Annotated in this window: 15 protein-coding genes; 10 read left to right on the top strand and 5 right to left on the bottom strand. The window is 72.2% G+C overall.

Annotation, left to right across the window (positions count from 1 at the left end; genetic code table 11):
• Positions 1 to 167 precede the first annotated feature (167 nt).
• The gene (gene sepH / locus ACWF9Z_RS33355; RefSeq protein ID WP_453608741.1) at positions 168 to 1,187 is read right to left on the bottom strand and encodes a septation protein SepH; all 1,020 of its coding nucleotides are present in this window, start codon (positions 1,185 to 1,187) and stop codon (positions 168 to 170) included.
• A gap of 538 nt (positions 1,188 to 1,725) precedes the next feature.
• On the opposite strand from sepH, the gene ACWF9Z_RS33350 reads away from it, so the two are divergent.
• Positions 1,726 to 2,634, top strand: a complete 909-nt coding sequence (locus tag ACWF9Z_RS33350; RefSeq protein WP_453608738.1) for a hypothetical protein — start codon at positions 1,726 to 1,728, stop codon at positions 2,632 to 2,634.
• Positions 2,635 to 2,672: 38 nt separating this feature from the next.
• On the opposite strand, the gene ACWF9Z_RS33345 is transcribed toward ACWF9Z_RS33350, so the two are convergent.
• Together ACWF9Z_RS33345 and ACWF9Z_RS33340 are read right to left on the bottom strand one after the other, a co-directional pair.
• Positions 2,673 to 4,007 carry a D-arabinono-1,4-lactone oxidase gene (locus ACWF9Z_RS33345; protein ID WP_453608736.1) on the bottom strand — a complete coding sequence of 445 codons (1,335 nt, stop codon included), beginning with the start codon at positions 4,005 to 4,007 and terminating at the stop codon, positions 2,673 to 2,675.
• On the bottom strand, positions 3,952 to 5,214 hold the full coding sequence (locus ACWF9Z_RS33340) for an MFS transporter (protein WP_453608733.1): 1,263 nt from the start codon (positions 5,212 to 5,214) through the stop codon (positions 3,952 to 3,954). The genes ACWF9Z_RS33345 and ACWF9Z_RS33340 overlap by 56 nt, the downstream gene beginning before the upstream one ends.
• Positions 5,215 to 5,381: 167 nt before the next feature.
• Here ACWF9Z_RS33340 and ACWF9Z_RS33335 point away from each other — a divergent pair, with 167 nt between their 5' ends.
• Positions 5,382 to 6,557 carry a ferrochelatase gene (locus tag ACWF9Z_RS33335; protein WP_453608731.1) on the top strand — a complete coding sequence of 392 codons (1,176 nt, stop codon included), beginning with the start codon at positions 5,382 to 5,384 and terminating at the stop codon, positions 6,555 to 6,557.
• Between the two features lie 15 nt (positions 6,558 to 6,572).
• A complete protein-coding gene (locus ACWF9Z_RS33330; protein WP_453608728.1) occupies positions 6,573 to 7,385 on the top strand; it encodes an inositol monophosphatase family protein in 813 nt (270 codons plus the stop codon).
• Positions 7,386 to 7,515: 130 nt separating this feature from the next.
• Here ACWF9Z_RS33330 and ACWF9Z_RS33325 read toward each other — a convergent pair whose 3' ends face one another.
• Positions 7,516 to 7,701 (bottom strand): hypothetical protein, encoded by a 186-nt coding sequence (locus ACWF9Z_RS33325; protein ID WP_356658646.1) that lies wholly within the window; start codon positions 7,699 to 7,701, stop codon positions 7,516 to 7,518.
• 245 nt (positions 7,702 to 7,946) lie between these two features.
• Between ACWF9Z_RS33325 and ACWF9Z_RS33320 the strand changes: the two genes are divergently transcribed.
• The 4 genes from ACWF9Z_RS33320 to ACWF9Z_RS33305 all read left to right on the top strand — a co-directional run bounded on the left by ACWF9Z_RS33320 (position 7,947) and on the right by ACWF9Z_RS33305 (position 11,464).
• Positions 7,947 to 8,600, top strand: a complete 654-nt coding sequence (locus ACWF9Z_RS33320) for a response regulator transcription factor (protein WP_030008767.1) — start codon at positions 7,947 to 7,949, stop codon at positions 8,598 to 8,600.
• Between the two features lie 5 nt (positions 8,601 to 8,605).
• Positions 8,606 to 9,853 (top strand): sensor histidine kinase, encoded by a 1,248-nt coding sequence (locus ACWF9Z_RS33315; RefSeq protein ID WP_453608723.1) that lies wholly within the window; start codon positions 8,606 to 8,608, stop codon positions 9,851 to 9,853.
• 384 nt (positions 9,854 to 10,237) lie between these two features.
• A complete protein-coding gene (locus tag ACWF9Z_RS33310) occupies positions 10,238 to 10,534 on the top strand; it encodes a DUF4193 domain-containing protein (protein WP_112451146.1) in 297 nt (98 codons plus the stop codon).
• Positions 10,535 to 10,546: 12 nt separating this feature from the next.
• Entirely contained in the window at positions 10,547 to 11,464 is a 918-nt protein-coding gene (locus ACWF9Z_RS33305; protein WP_453608720.1) for a hypothetical protein, read from the top strand.
• 8 nt (positions 11,465 to 11,472) lie between these two features.
• Here ACWF9Z_RS33305 and ACWF9Z_RS33300 read toward each other — a convergent pair whose 3' ends face one another.
• Positions 11,473 to 11,934, bottom strand: a complete 462-nt coding sequence (locus ACWF9Z_RS33300) for a DUF3093 domain-containing protein (protein WP_453608717.1) — start codon at positions 11,932 to 11,934, stop codon at positions 11,473 to 11,475.
• A 58-nt stretch (positions 11,935 to 11,992) separates the two neighbouring features.
• Between ACWF9Z_RS33300 and ACWF9Z_RS33295 the strand changes: the two genes are divergently transcribed.
• From ACWF9Z_RS33295 to ACWF9Z_RS33285, 3 genes are read left to right on the top strand one after another with little or no spacing between them, the layout of a single operon-like run.
• Positions 11,993 to 12,577: a PaaI family thioesterase gene (locus tag ACWF9Z_RS33295; RefSeq protein WP_453608716.1), complete on the top strand. Its 585-nt coding sequence runs from the start codon at positions 11,993 to 11,995 to the stop codon at positions 12,575 to 12,577.
• Entirely contained in the window at positions 12,577 to 13,119 is a 543-nt protein-coding gene (gene dut, locus ACWF9Z_RS33290) for a dUTP diphosphatase (protein ID WP_453608713.1), read from the top strand. The genes ACWF9Z_RS33295 and dut overlap by 1 nt, the downstream gene beginning before the upstream one ends.
• Before the next feature lies 1 nt (position 13,120).
• On the top strand, positions 13,121 to 13,906 hold the full coding sequence (locus tag ACWF9Z_RS33285) for a DUF3710 domain-containing protein (RefSeq protein ID WP_453608711.1): 786 nt from the start codon (positions 13,121 to 13,123) through the stop codon (positions 13,904 to 13,906).
• Positions 13,907 to 13,958 lie beyond the last annotated feature (52 nt).

The following is a 13,958-nucleotide window of genomic DNA, read 5'->3' as shown; positions in this document are numbered from 1 at the left end:
CGCCCGGGCGCCCGCCCGGCGCGGCGCGGCGGCGGCCGCCGCCCGGGGGCGGGGGGCGCCCGAATACCCCGCCCGGCGCCCCTCCGCCGCCGCCGGGGGCCGCCCGCCGCGGCCGCCTCCGGGCGGACCCGTGGTGCGCCGGTCCGGGCGGTCCGCCCGGCGGCGGGTTACTCCTGCTTCTTGCGGCGGGTGCCGAAGACGATCTCGTCCCAGCTCGGGACCGCCGCCCGGCGGCCGGGCCGGACCCCGTCGGCTTCCGCCTGGCGGTCCGTGGTGCCCGTCAGGCGGTCCCGGTGGCCCGCCACCGTGCGCGGCATCAGGACGTCCGCGTACGCGGCGCCCGCGCCGGCCGCCGAGGCCGACGCCGCCGCCGGCTCCTCCGGCTCCGGTTCCTCCACCGGCTCCGGGACCACGAGGTCGCCGCGGAAGCTCGGTACCGCCTCCAGCAGGCTCGTCAGGGTGTCCCGTTCCTCCTCCGGCTCCGGAGGGGGCGGCGGGGCCGGGGCGACCGGGCGTTCCAGCTGGCGGTCGAGCGCACGGTCCAGCGGCCGGTCCCGGGGCAGCCGGGCGATCCTCGGCACGAACGGGAAGCTCGGCTCGGGCGTCGCGGGCAGGTCGTCCGACTCGCCGATCAGGGAGCGGGCTTCGTCGTCGACGGCCACGACCAGCCGGCGCGGCGGGTCGTACGTCCAGCTCGCCGCGTGCGGCTCGCTCGCGACCCGGTACACCAGGAGGACTTCCCACGTGCCGTCGTCGCGGCGCCAGGAGTCCCACTGGACGGATTCCTTCTCGGCCCCGCGCAGCGTCAGCCGTTCCTGCACGGCCTCGCCGAGCTGGGGTCCGGTGTTCTCGCCCGGCCGGCGCACGGGGGTCTTGCGGGCCCGCTCGGCCATGAACGCGCGCTCCGCGAGCACGGGGCCCTCGAAACGGCGCACCCGGTCGACGGGGATGCCGGCGAGCTGAGCGACCTCCTCCGCGGAGGCTCCGGCTCGTATGCGGGCCTGGATGTCGCGGGGGCGGAGGTGGCTCTCCACCTCGATCTCGATCTGGTTCAGGCGCGCACGGTCATTGCGCACGGCAGCCCGTAGACGCTCGTCGATCGGAAGCGTGTACTCCGTGCTGTCCGCAGCCTTGAGCACCAGTCGTGTGCCGTCATTTGAGACGGCCACGACACGCAGTTCGGGCATGGGAACCTCCCGGGTGGTGCCTGCCGACGTCACGTGCGTCGCTGCTTCCGCTAGTCGAGTGTGGCCTGCCCGGGTGCAGCCTGCCACTACCTTGCCGAGTTAAACCGGCGTGTCGGGCATGCGCCCTTGATCGCTGTTATGGCACGGTTACCTGTTGGGCACGCACAGTGACCGAATGGTTACTGTGCGCAGCAGAATCCCGTGCAACACCGCGGCATCGCTGGTCTCGAGTGCCGTTGTTCCATCAGCCGGCCCCCTCTCCCGGGTCCGGACATCGATAAGGAAGGACGGCCCCAGGGCTCGCCACAGTACTCCATTCGGGCCACCTGGGTGGACCGCCGCGCCGCCGAACTTGTCCCGGACGGCGGGAGTTGGGCTGCCCTGGAACGGGTCCAGATCCGGACGGACCGGGGCGTGTGTCCGTTTTGGGGTGTCCTGCTTCACAGAATCTCCGGAAATGGAACTATCTGTTTCGCTCATCGGTCATTCACTGGAGGAAGAGGCGGAGCGCGAGAGGCAGGACACGTAGGGGATGGCGATGGGTCAGAAGACGACGCGGGCCGGCGGGACGACGCACGAGCCGGACCAGGAGCCGAAGAGGAAGCTCGACCTGAGTGCGGCTCAGGTCGCGGGTTCCTCCCTCGCCACCGTCGCGGCGGCCCTGCTCGCCTCGACGATGGGCGTCTACGGGACCATCCTCGGCGCCGGTGTGGTGAGCGTGGTGGCCACGGCGGGCGGGCCCGTCATCCAGCACTTCTTCCGGCGCACCGGCGACCAGCTGCGCGAGAGCGCCTGCCCGAAGGCCCGTCAGGTGCCGGTGCGCGGGGCGCACGAGGAGCCGGTCGGGGAACGGGCGCCCGACGGCACGATGGTGCTGCGCGAGGTGCCCCTTCCGGCGTCACCGCCCCCGGCCGGGCTCTCGGAGGAGTTCGGCGAGGCCACCGTGCACGGCAGCCGGGTCCGGGGCTGGAAGCGCACGGCGGCCGTCTCCGGCCTGGTGTTCGCCCTCGCGGTCGGCGGCCTCGGGACCTACGAGGCGATCGCCGGCACCTCCGTCAGCAAGGGCGGCGGGACCCTCTTCTCCGTCGGCACGCAGAAGGCGGGCCGCGACAAGCCCGCCGCGCCCGAGGGCGGCACCGACGAGAAGGGCAAGGGCGGGACGGCCCCGGAGACCGGGAACTCCCCGAGCCCCTCACGCTCCGACGGCGGCCGGAGCCCGGGCGCGCCCGATCCGTCCTCCTCCCCGTCCCCGGACGCGTCCCCGGGCCCGGGGACGAGCCCGTCGAAGCAGGACCCGACGCCCACCCCGACGCCGACCCCGTCGCGGAGCAGCGGCAACGCGACGCCCGGCGGCGCGGGCTCCGGCTCCGGCTCCGGCACCGGCTCCGGCTCCGGCTCCGTCGGCGGAGCGGACTCCGGCTCGGGGCAGGGCTCGCAGACTCCCTGAAGCGGCCGGGACCCGGGACCGGCCCCGGCCGCCCGGGTTCAGTCGCCCAGGACCCGCCGCAGGTAGTCGTTGCCGAACACCCGGTCCGGGTCCAGCCGGTCCCGGAGCGCGGTGAACTCGCCGAAGCGCGGGTACACCCGGGCGAAGTACTCCGCGTCCCGCGTGTGCACCTTGCCCCAGTGCGGCCGCCCGCCGTGCGCCGTGAAGATGCGCTCGGCGGCCGTGAAGTAGCCCTGGTAGGGGGTGCCCTTGTACATGTGCACCGCGATGTACGCGCTCTCGCGCCCCGAGGCCGTCGACAGGGTGATGTCGTCCGCCGGAGCCGTCCGCACCTCCACGGGGAAGCTGATCCGCAGGTCGGAGCGGTCGACCATGGCCTTGAGCTCCCGCAGCGCCTCGACCACGCGCTCGCGCGGAAGGGCGTACTCCATCTCCACGAACCGGACCCGGCGCGGGCTGGTGAACACCTTGTACGGGATGTCCGTGTACGTGCGCGCCGACAGCGCGCGGCTGGCGATCCGGGCGATGCCGGGGATGACCGCGGGGACGGCGCGGCCCAGGGAGTTGGCGGCCTGGAAGACGCCGTTGGACAGCAGCTCGTCATCGACCCAGGCCCTGACCGCTCCGGGCGGGGCGGCCGGGCCCAGGCTGCGGTTGTTCCGCTTGGTGTTGCAGTTGCCGGTGTGCGGGAACCAGTAGAACTCGAAGTGCTCGTTCTCCGCGTGGTGCTGGTCGAACTCGGCCATCACCCGGTCGAAGCCCATGGGCTCCTCACGGGCGGTCAGGAAGAAGACCGGCTCCACCGCGAAGGTGATCGAGGTGACGATGCCGAGCGCCCCGATGCCCAGGCGCGCCGCCGCGAAGACCTCCGGATTCTCCTTCTCCGAACAGTTCAGCAGCCTCCCGTCCGCCGTGACCAGCTCCAGACCGCGGATCTGGGCGGCGATGGAGGCCGAGTCGCGGCCGGTGCCGTGGGTTCCGGTGCTGGTCGCCCCGGAGACCGTCTGCTCCATGATGTCGCCCATGTTCGTGAGCGACAGGCCCTCCTTGGCGAGGGCCACGTTGAGGTCCTTCAGGACCGTGCCCGCCGCCACCGTGACGGTGCCGGCGGTCCGGTCGATCGCCTGGATCCCGGCCAGGGCCTGCGGGCGCAGGAGCACGCCGTCGGTCGCCGCGGCCGCGGTGAAGGAGTGGCCGGTGCCGACGGCCTTCACCTTCAGCCCGTCCCCGGCGGCCCGGCGGACCGCCTCCTGGAGTTCCCCGACCGATGCCGGGGTCACCACGCGCGTGGGCGTGGCGCTGACGTTGCCCGCCCAGTTATGCCACGCGTCGGTCCGTGTCCCGCTCTTGTCTGCTGTCCCCGTCGTCGCCATCGCTAGAAGGCTCCTCCCCTTGCGCCGACCTCGTCAGCCGGCGATATCCCGCGAACGCCACCGCCGCCGCCGCGGTCCCCGCCGAGATGGAGACGACGTACCCGGTCTTCGCACCGGCGGCGTCGATGACCCAGCCGGCCACGGAGGACCCGAGCGCGACCCCGACCGCGAGGCCGGTGCTGATCCAGGTCATGCCCTCGGTCAGCTTCGCGCGTGGTACGTGCGCCTCGATCAGGGCCATCGTGGTGATCATCGTGGGAGCGATGGCGAGGCCCGAGACGAAGAGCGCCACGGCCAGAAATGGAAGGTTCCCGGCCAGTAGGAGGGGGATCATACTCACGGCCATCGCACAGATGCCCAGCACCCACCTGCGTTCGGCCTTGCCCTTGAGGTGGAGCAGGCCGAAGACGATGCCGGCGAGGCAGGATCCGACGGCCCAGACGGCGAGGATGAAGCTGGCGGCGGCCTTGTGGCCCTGCTCCTCGGCGAAGGCCAGGGTGACCACGTCGATGGAGCCGAAAATCGCCCCGGTGGCCACGAAGGTGGCCATCAGCACCTGGAGTCCGGGGGAGCGCAGCGCCGAGGTGCGGTCGGTGTCCGCGCCGCGGGGGTGCGGGGCCGGTTCGGTGGCGCGCTGCGCGGTCAGCCACCAGACGCCCACCAGCAGACAGGCCCCGGCGACCAGCGGGCCGGCCTCGGGGAACCAGGTGGTGGACAGCCCGATGGCGAGGATCGGGCCGAAGATGAAGCAGACCTCGTCGAGGACCGACTCCAGGGAGTACGCCGTGTGCAGTTCGCGCGGGGAGTCCCGGTAGATGGCCGTCCACCGGGCGCGGATCATCGAGCCGACGCTCGGTACGCAGCCGGCGAGCGCGGAGAAGAGGAACAGGGTCCAGTCGGGCGCGTGGTTGGCCGTGCAGAGCAGCAGGCCGGAGACGGCGAGGACCGCCAGCAGGGTCGCCGGGCGCAGCACGCGCCGCTGGCCGTACTGGTCGACCAGGCGGGAGACCTGGGGGCCGATGACGGCGGCGGAGAGCGCGAGGGTGGCGGTGAGCGCGCCGGCCAGCGAGTACCGGCCGGTGAGCTCGGAGATCATCGTGAGGATGCCGACGCCGACCATCGACAGCGGGAGCCGTCCCAGGAGGCCGGCGGCGCTGAACGACCGGCTTCCCGGTGCGGCGAATATCGCGCGGTAGGGACTGGGCAAGGTGCCCTCCGTAAGGGACGTCGTTGGCCCATACAGGTTAAGACCGCGCACCAGGCGCCCGCATGGGGAGGAACCAAAGAAAGTAAGGGTGACCTTACCTGCGCTGCCGGGGTGGTGGCGCCGGGCCCGTTTCCCGGCCGACGGCCCCGGGTGGCAGGATTTGAACCATGTCTGACCAGCTCCGCGCCTCCGCTCCCGGCTCGGCCGAAGGCCCCGCCGCCCCTTACGACGCCCTCCTGCTGCTGTCCTTCGGCGGTCCCGAAGGGCCCGAAGACGTCGTGCCGTTCCTGGAGAACGTCACGCGCGGGCGGGGCATCCCGCGCGAGCGGCTCAAGGAGGTCGGCAAGCACTACTTCGGCTTCGGCGGGGTCAGTCCCATCAACGGGCAGAACCGCGAGCTGCTGGACGCGCTGCGCAAGGACTTCGCGGAGCACGGGCTGGACCTGCCGGTCTACTGGGGCAACCGCAACTGGGCCCCGTACCTGAACGACGTGATGCGCGAGATGGCCGCCGACGGCCGCCGCCGCATCGCCGTCCTGGCGACCAGCGCGTACGCCTCGTACTCGGGCTGCCGGCAGTACCGCGAGAACCTCGCCGACGCGCTCGCGCTGCTCGTCGAGGACGGGGTGGCCGAGGCGGACCTGCCGAAGGTCGACAAGCTGCGCCACTACTTCAACCACCCCGGCTTCGTGCGGCCCGTGGTCGACGGCGTGCTCGCGGCGCTGGAGTCGCTGCCCGCCGAGGTCCGCTCCGGCGCCCGGCTGGCCTTCACCACCCACTCCATCCCGATCGCGGCCGCGGACACCTCGGGTCCGGCGGCGGACCACACCGGCGACGGCGAGGGCGGTGCCTACGTCAAGCAGCACCTGGACGTCGCGAAGCTGGTCGCCGACGCCGTCCGGGCCGAGACCGGCGCCGAGCTGCCCTGGGAGCTCGTCTACCAGTCGCGCAGCGGCGCCCCGCACGTCCCGTGGCTGGAGCCGGACGTCTGCGACCACCTGGAGGCCCTGCACGGGGCGGGCGCCCCGGCGGTCGTCATGGTGCCGATCGGCTTCGTCTCGGACCACATGGAGGTCCTCTACGACCTCGACACGGAGGCGACGGCGAAGGCCGCCGAACTGGGGCTGCCCGTCGCCCGCTCGGCGACGGTCGGCGCGGACCCCCGGTTCGCTGCGGCCGTCCGGGACCTCCTGCTGGAGCGGGCGGCGGCGGAACGCGGCGAGGCCGTGGAGCGCTGCGCGCTCGGGCTCCTGGGAGCGAGTCATGATCTGTGTGCCGTGGGCTGCTGCCCGGCACGGGGGCCCCGGCCGGCGGCCGCGGGTGTGGACAGTCCGTACGCGTAGGGAGTGGGACCGGCTGTGACGTCAGGGATTTCCGAACAACTGAAGACCGAGCTGCTGGACGTGGCCCTGGAGGCCGCGGGCCGGGCCGGCGCGCTGCTGCGGGACGGCCGGCCGGCCGATCTGGCCGTCGCGGCGACCAAGTCGAGCCCGATCGACGTGGTCACCGAGATGGACCTCGCGGCGGAGAAGCTGATCACCGGGATCCTCGGGGAGCGGCGCCCCGAGGACGGGCTGCTGGGCGAGGAGGGTTCCGACACGGCCGGGACGAGCGGCGTGCGCTGGATCATCGACCCGCTCGACGGCACCGTGAACTACCTCTACGGGCTGCCGAACTGGGGCGTGTCCATCGCGGCCGAGTACCTCGGGGAGGCCGTCGTCGGCGTGGTGGCCGCGCCGATGCGCGCGGAGACCTACCACGCGGTGCTCGGGCGCGGTGCGTGGATGGGCGCGACCCGGCTCGCGTGCCGTCCGGCGGCGCCCCTGGACCAGGCGCTGATCAGCACCGGGTTCGCGTACGTGCAGTCGCGACGGGCCCACCAGGCCGACGTCATCCAGCGGATCATCCCGCTCGTGCGGGACATCCGGCGCGGCGGCTCGGCGGCGCTGGACCTGTGCGACGTCGCCGCCGGCCGCCTCGACGGACACTTCGAGCGCGGGCTCAACCCGTGGGACCTGGCGGCGGGGGACCTCATCGCCCGGGAAGCGGGCGCCCTGACCGGGGGCCGGCCGGGGCAGCGCGCCTCGCTGGAACTGACCCTGGCAGCCGGCCCGGCGGTGTTCGCCTCGCTCCAGCCGCTGCTGGAGGAGGCCGGGGCCTGGCACGACTGAGCCGGCCGCGGCCGGAGCCGCGGGCGGAGCGCGGGGGAGCACGTGAAGGAACCCCGGCGGCCGGGTGGCGGCTGCCGGGGTTCGAGGGGCCTGGGTGGGTGGGCCTACCGGCGAGCGGTCGGCCGGGTGGTCAGCAGGCGGGGACGGAGACGGGTACCGAGAGCGGTACTCCGTGCTCGGCGGCGAGGCGCTGGAGGTCTTCCAGCTCCGCCTGTTCCACTTCCACGAGGAAGTCGTCGCCCGTCTCGCGGGCCTGCCTGAGGTCCGACTGCGTGCTCCTGATGCGCTGCAGGAGTCCCGCGGTGAATGCGTCCATGGGGTTCGCCCCCTCTTCGTGGGTCGGCGGCGGCGCGTGGCAAACCGCCGTCAGGGAGTGTTCGGGGTGTGTTCTCGTCCTCCCCGGTGCCCTGGTCCCAGAAACCTCGTGAGGCGAGGGAATCCTCACTTCCGTCCCTCGCGTAGCCCCGTGTGGCGTCTTACAGCCGGTTTACGGCCGAAAGGGGCAGGATGGTCGACGCACCCCACACGCCTGCCCTGACGGGCACTGAGGAAGGAAACGACGTGCGCGTACTCGTCGTCGAAGACGAGCAGCTGCTCGCCGATGCGGTTGCCACCGGACTGCGTCGGGAGGCCATGGCCGTGGACGTCGTGTACGACGGCGCCGCCGCCCTGGAGCGCGTCGGAGTGAACGACTACGACGTGGTCGTGCTCGACCGGGACCTCCCGCTCGTGCACGGTGACGACGTCTGCCGGAAGATCGTCGAGCTCGGCATGCCCACGCGCGTGCTCATGCTGACGGCCTCCGGCGACGTGAGCGACCGGGTCGAGGGCCTGGAGCTCGGGGCGGACGACTACCTGCCCAAGCCCTTCGCGTTCACGGAGCTGACCGCCCGGGTACGGGCGCTCGGGCGCCGCACCACCGTGGCGCTGCCCCCCGTGCTGGAGCGCGCCGGGATCAAGCTGGACCCGAACCGGCGCGAGGTCTTCCGCGAAGGCAAGGAGGTGCAGCTGGCGCCGAAGGAGTTCGCGGTGCTGGAGGTCCTCATGCGCAGCGAGGGCACCGTCGTGTCCGCCGAGCAGCTCCTGGAGAAGGCGTGGGACGAGAACACCGACCCGTTCACCAACGTGGTGCGCGTGACGGTGATGACGCTGCGGCGCAAACTGGGCGAGCCGCCGGTCATCGTGACCGTCCCGGGTTCCGGCTACCGGATCTGACGCGGATGGCAACGACCCCGGTGCCACCAGCGGCGCCACCGAAACCGACCTGGGACCCCGGCCAGCCCGAGGGTCCTTTCCCTTGGCTGCGCCCGACCATCCGGATACGCCTCACGCTGCTGTACGGCGGGATGTTCCTGATCGCCGGCATCCTGCTGCTGTCGATCATCTACCTGCTGGCGGCGCAGGCGCTCAAGGAGGGCAACGCCGTATTCAGGATCACGGGCGGCCAGGGCGACGTCCAGATCGTCAGCCCCAACTGCCCCGGCGTGGGCACCGGCGCCCGGACGGCCGACCAGTTCAACGCCGCGATCGCGCAGTGCGTCCTCGAGCAGCGCAAGCTGGCGCTGGACGACCTGCTGAGCCGCTCGCTCATGGCCCTGATGGGTCTGAGCATCATCGCCTTCGCCTTCGGCTACGCGATGGCCGGACGGGTGCTCTCGCCGCTCGGCAAGATCACCCGGACCGCCCGCCGGGTGGTCGGTTCCGACCTGACCCGGCGGATCGAGCTGGATGGTCCGGACGACGAGCTCAAGGAGCTCGCCGACACCTTCGACGAGATGCTCGACCGGCTGGAGCGGGCCTTCACCGCCCAGCAACGGTTCGTGGCCAACGCCTCGCACGAGCTGAGAACGCCCCTGGCCATCAACCGGACGCTGCTGGAGGTGCACCTCTCCGATCCGGGGGCGCCGGTGGAGCTGCAACAGCTGGGCAAGACGCTGCTCGCCACCAACGAGCGCAGCGAGCAGCTGGTGGAGGGCCTGCTGCTGCTGGCCCGCAGCGACAACCAGATCGTCGAGCGCAAGCCCGTGGACCTGGCGGAGGTGGCCTCGCGCGCCATCGACCAGGCGCGGGGCGAGGCCCATGCCAAGGGCGTGGAGATCCGCGGCGAGCGCGCGCTGGCCGTCGTCCAGGGCAACGGCGTCCTGCTGGAGCGGATCGCGCTGAACCTCGTGCAGAACGCCGTCCGCTACAACGTCCCGGAGGGCGGCTGGGTGGAGGTCACCACCGAAGCCGTGCACGGCCATGCGGTCCTGTCGGTATCGAACACGGGTCCCGTGGTTCCCGCGTACGAGGTGGACAACCTGTTCGAGCCCTTCAGACGGCTGCGTACGGAGCGAACGGGCAGCGACAAGGGTGTCGGGCTCGGCCTCTCCATCGCGCGCTCCGTGGCGCGCGCGCACGGCGGGAGGATCCAGGCGGTCCCGCGCGAGGGCGGTGGCCTCGTGATGCGTGTCACCCTGCCCTTGTGACTCCGCTCACCCTATGTTCGCTGCTGGCTGAATGCTTGGGTGATGAAGACAGTGACTTCTGTGCGATCGATCACAGTGTCGGGTGTCGAACCGTATGCGTTCAGTGACCTGTTGGGGGCCGGAAAGCCCGGGAAGTCCGGGTTTCCGGCCCCCCTAGCGGCGGGAAATACATGGGGTGGCGTTTGTGCAAGACGGCCCCCGGACCGTGTACGGTCCCGGTCGTCATCCCAGCCAATCGCTGCTTCTGATGTGCGGCTGGGTGTCGATTGAGTAACAGACCTTGATGTGAGGCAAAATCTCCGCCTCAGGTCGGGCACAAGTCCGGCCTCTCGCGCGTTACCTGCGCTGAGACACCCGCTAAATCCCAGAGGGGGAGAGCGAACTATGGCAACGGACTACGACACCCCGCGCAAGACCGACGACGACGTAGACAACGACAGCATCGAAGAGCTGAAGGCGCGTCGCAACGAGAAGTCGTCCTCGAACGTCGACCTGGACGAGATCGACAACGCGGAGGGCCTCGACCTGCCCGGCGCGGACCTCTCCAACGAGGAACTGGCCGTTCGGGTCCTGCCCAAGCAGGCCGACGAGTTCACCTGCACGAGCTGCTTCCTGGTGCACCACCGCAGCCAGCTGGCACGCGAGAAGAACGGTCAGCCGATCTGCCGCGAATGTGACTGAGAGGCGTCGGCCGTGACCGGCTCGACACCCTTCCGCAAGCACCGCTTTCGGAAGACTGGTGATCCGGCGGAGACGCAGGCGGGAGCCAAAGGCCTGGAAACGGGCCCTGGAGCCCCCGGCGTACCCGCCGTGCTCCCCGACACCGCCCAGGCGGTGCCGTCGGCCCCAGGGGCCGACGAGGGATCCCGGTACGCCTCCGGGGTCCGTCGGCTGCAAGCCGTCAAGAACGGTGTGCGCAAGGGCGGCGAAAGTGCCAGGGCCGCCGCCCTTCACCTCGCCGACCGGGTCATCGAGAACGCACCGCGCGTTCCGGTTCGGGACCTCGCGACCCTGCGCGCGCAGTTCCCGGGCCTCGGGCCCGACCAGCTCGCGGGCAAACTGATCGCCGGCGCCGCCAACGCGACGTCCACCGTCGGCGCGGGGATCGGCGCGGCCGCCATGCTGCCGGTGCCGCCCGCCATCCCGGCCGAACTGGCCGCCGAGATCACCGCGGTCGCCGCGATCGAGCTGAAGCTCGTCGCCGAGCTCCACGAGGTCTACGGCCTGCGCCCGCCCGGGAACCTCAAGGAGCGCAGCTCCGCCTACCTCATGTCGTGGACGGAGGAGCGCGGGGTGGACCTGACCAAGCCGACGACGCTGAACGCGGCGCTGGGCGGTCAGATGAAGCGCGAACTGCGCCAGCAGATCATGAAGCGGATGTTCCGCAACCTGCCGAACCTGATGCCCTTCATGGTCGGCGCGGCCGTCGGCGCGGTCATGAACCGCCGCGACACCCGCAAACTCGCCGAGAAGGTGCGTACGGACCTGCGGGCCCGCGCCGTGGCCTGGAACGCGCTGCCCCCGCTCCCGCCCCTCGAGCGGCCCGCCGAGGGCCTTCCCGGGGTCGTCAGGGCCGCGGTCGAGGGCCGCGTCGTCGACCCGCTGGCCTGATCCTCGCGTCAGGCCTCGGCCTGCGCGGCGCGGATGGCCGCCGCCAGGGCCTGGGGCTCGCGCGTGGAGACGTAGACGTACGGGGTCGGGTCCGCCGGGTCGGTGACCTCGACGCGGACCGCCGTCGGCACGTAGCTGCGCATCAGCATGAAGGCGCGGGTATCGGCCTTGTGCGTCCGCCAGGCGCGGGTCTCCTCGGGATCCAGGACCTCCGGGTCGCCCAGCGCCGCCACCGGGATCCGGGCGTCGCCCGCGGCCAGCGCGCCACCCACCACGCGCACGCGCTGGGATCCGTACGAACTCACCAGCAGCCCCGTCAGCGCGGTGCCGCCGATCAGCCCGGCCAGCAGCGGCATCGTGCCCAGCGGCAGCAGCATCAGCGCGCACGCGAGACCGGCCAGTGCGGCGATGCCCCACCAGGAACGGGGGGCGGTCAGACGTTCGTCGTGGTGCGCGGGGGAGAGCTGCATGCCTCCAAGCCTCCCACGGGGCGACCGGCGGGTAGCCGCGCGGGTAAGGTCTGCGGCTGTGAGTGGACGAAACACAGCGTTGACGCCCCCGGCCGATGCCACCGCGCCGGTGAGGCACCCCGATGCCCCGGCACCCGGCGAGCTCCTCGGTGCGCACTACGAGCACTGCTTCGGCTGCGGCGACGGCCAGCCGCACGGACTGCACCTGGAGGCCCGCGCGGGAGAGGGCGTGCGCGTCAGCGCCGAGTTCACCGTCAAGCCCGCCCACCAGGGCGCGCCGGGCCTCGCCCACGGCGGCGTCCTCGCCACCGCGCTCGACGAGACCCTCGGATCCCTGAACTGGCTGCTGCGCGTCATCGCCGTCACCGGCAGGCTGGAGACGGACTTCGTCCGGCCCGTGCCCGTGGACACCGTGCTGTACCTGGAGGCCGAGGTCACCGCCGTGGCCGGCCGGAAGATCTACTCCAGCGCGGTCGGTCGAATAGGCGGTCCGCAGGGGCCCGTCGCACTGCGCGCGGACGCCCTCTTCATCGAGGTGAAGGTCGACCACTTCATCGACAACGGACGGCCCGAGGAGATCCGGGCGGCGATGGCCGACCCGGACCAGGTCAGGCGCGCACGCGCCTTCGAGGTGAACCCCTGATGTCTGACAACAACAGCGCCCGCGGCGGCGTCGACGTCCTGATCAGGCGCGTCGACCCGGACGTGCCGATCCCGGCCTACGGGCACCCCGGCGACGCCGGCTGCGATCTGGTGACCACCGTGGCCGCCGAGCTGGAGCCCGGAGAGCGGGCCGTACTGCCCACCGGAGTCTCCATCGCGCTGCCCGACGGGTACGCGGCGTTCGTGCACCCGCGCTCCGGCCTGGCCGCACGCTGCGGGCTCGCGCTCGTGAATGCCCCCGGGACGGTGGATGCCGGGTACCGTGGGGAGATCAAGGTGATCGTGGTCAATCTCGACCCTCGCGAGAGCGTCCGGTTCGAGCGTTTCGACCGCATTGCCCAGCTGGTTGTCCAGCGGGTCGAGAAGGTGCGCTTCCACGAGGTGGCGGAACTTCCCGACTCGGCGCGGGCCGAGGGGGGTTTCGGCTCCACCGGTGGTCATGCGGCCGTGGCCGGATCCGGCGCTGGTCAGCAGGGTGGGAATGGCTACGCTTCGGTCGTATCCGACCGGGAAGGACAGTGACGTGTTCGGACGTCGCAAGAAGAACGACTCCGTCAAGGACGGCGGCGCGGCCGAGCAGGTCGTCGACGGCGTCGGCGCCGATGAGCAGGACGGCGCCCAGGAGACCGACGAGGAACAGCCGCGCAGGGTGAACCTGCCCCCGGCCCCGCGGCCCGACGGCCCGTGGGACGTCTCGGAGGTCCCCGGCAACCCCGAGGACGGCCGGGTCGACCTCGGCGGCATCCTCGTACCGGGTGTCGAGGGCATGGAGCTGCGCGTCGAGGTCGCCGGTGACGCGATCGTCGCCGCGACCGTGGTGCTCGGGGACAGCGCCGTGCAGCTGCAGGCCTTCGCCGCCCCCCGCAAGGAGGGCATCTGGGGCGAGGTCCGCGAGGAGATCGCCGAGGGCATCACCAAGCAGGGCGGCATCATCGACGAGGTCGAGGGTCCGCTGGGCTGGGAGCTGCGCGCTCAGGTGCCCGTTCCGCTCCCGGACGGGCAGACCGGCGCCCAGCTGGTCCGCTTCGTCGGTGTGGACGGCCCGCGCTGGTTCCTGCGCGGTGTCATTTCCGGCCAGGGCGCGGTGCGTCCCGAGTCGGCGGGCGTGCTGGAGCGGATCTTCCTGGACACCGTCGTGGTCCGCGGTGAGGGCCCGATGGCCCCGCGCGACCCGATCGTCCTGAAGCTGCCCAACGACGCGCAGATGGTGCCGGACGGCGTGCAGACCACCGAGGAGCACGAAGGCTCCCGCTTCGGCGGCGGCATGGGCCAGCTGGAGCGCGGTCCGGAGATCACCGAGGTCCGCTGACCCCGGTGTGGACCCGTACGGCCGTGGGCCGCACCCCTGGAGGGGTGCGGCC

The organism is Streptomyces sp. NPDC054961, from assembly GCF_053609145.1.
Note: the sequence above shows the minus strand (reverse complement) of the source record. Positions and strands in the feature narration are given on the sequence as shown.

Coding starts and splice junctions, on each gene's coding strand:
- ACWF9Z_RS33350 (WP_453608738.1), top strand. CDS start 1,726: ATGGGTCAGAAGACGACGCGGGCCGGCGGGACGACGCACGAGCCGGAC.
- ACWF9Z_RS33335 (WP_453608731.1), top strand. CDS start 5,382: ATGTCTGACCAGCTCCGCGCCTCCGCTCCCGGCTCGGCCGAAGGCCCC.
- ACWF9Z_RS33310 (WP_112451146.1), top strand. CDS start 10,238: ATGGCAACGGACTACGACACCCCGCGCAAGACCGACGACGACGTAGAC.
- ACWF9Z_RS33325 (WP_356658646.1), bottom strand. CDS start 7,701: ATGGACGCATTCACCGCGGGACTCCTGCAGCGCATCAGGAGCACGCAG.
- ACWF9Z_RS33345 (WP_453608736.1), bottom strand. CDS start 4,007: ATGGCGACGACGGGGACAGCAGACAAGAGCGGGACACGGACCGACGCG.
- sepH (WP_453608741.1), bottom strand. CDS start 1,187: ATGCCCGAACTGCGTGTCGTGGCCGTCTCAAATGACGGCACACGACTG.
- ACWF9Z_RS33315 (WP_453608723.1), top strand. CDS start 8,606: ATGGCAACGACCCCGGTGCCACCAGCGGCGCCACCGAAACCGACCTGG.
- dut (WP_453608713.1), top strand. CDS start 12,577: ATGTCTGACAACAACAGCGCCCGCGGCGGCGTCGACGTCCTGATCAGG.
- ACWF9Z_RS33300 (WP_453608717.1), bottom strand. CDS start 11,934: ATGCAGCTCTCCCCCGCGCACCACGACGAACGTCTGACCGCCCCCCGT.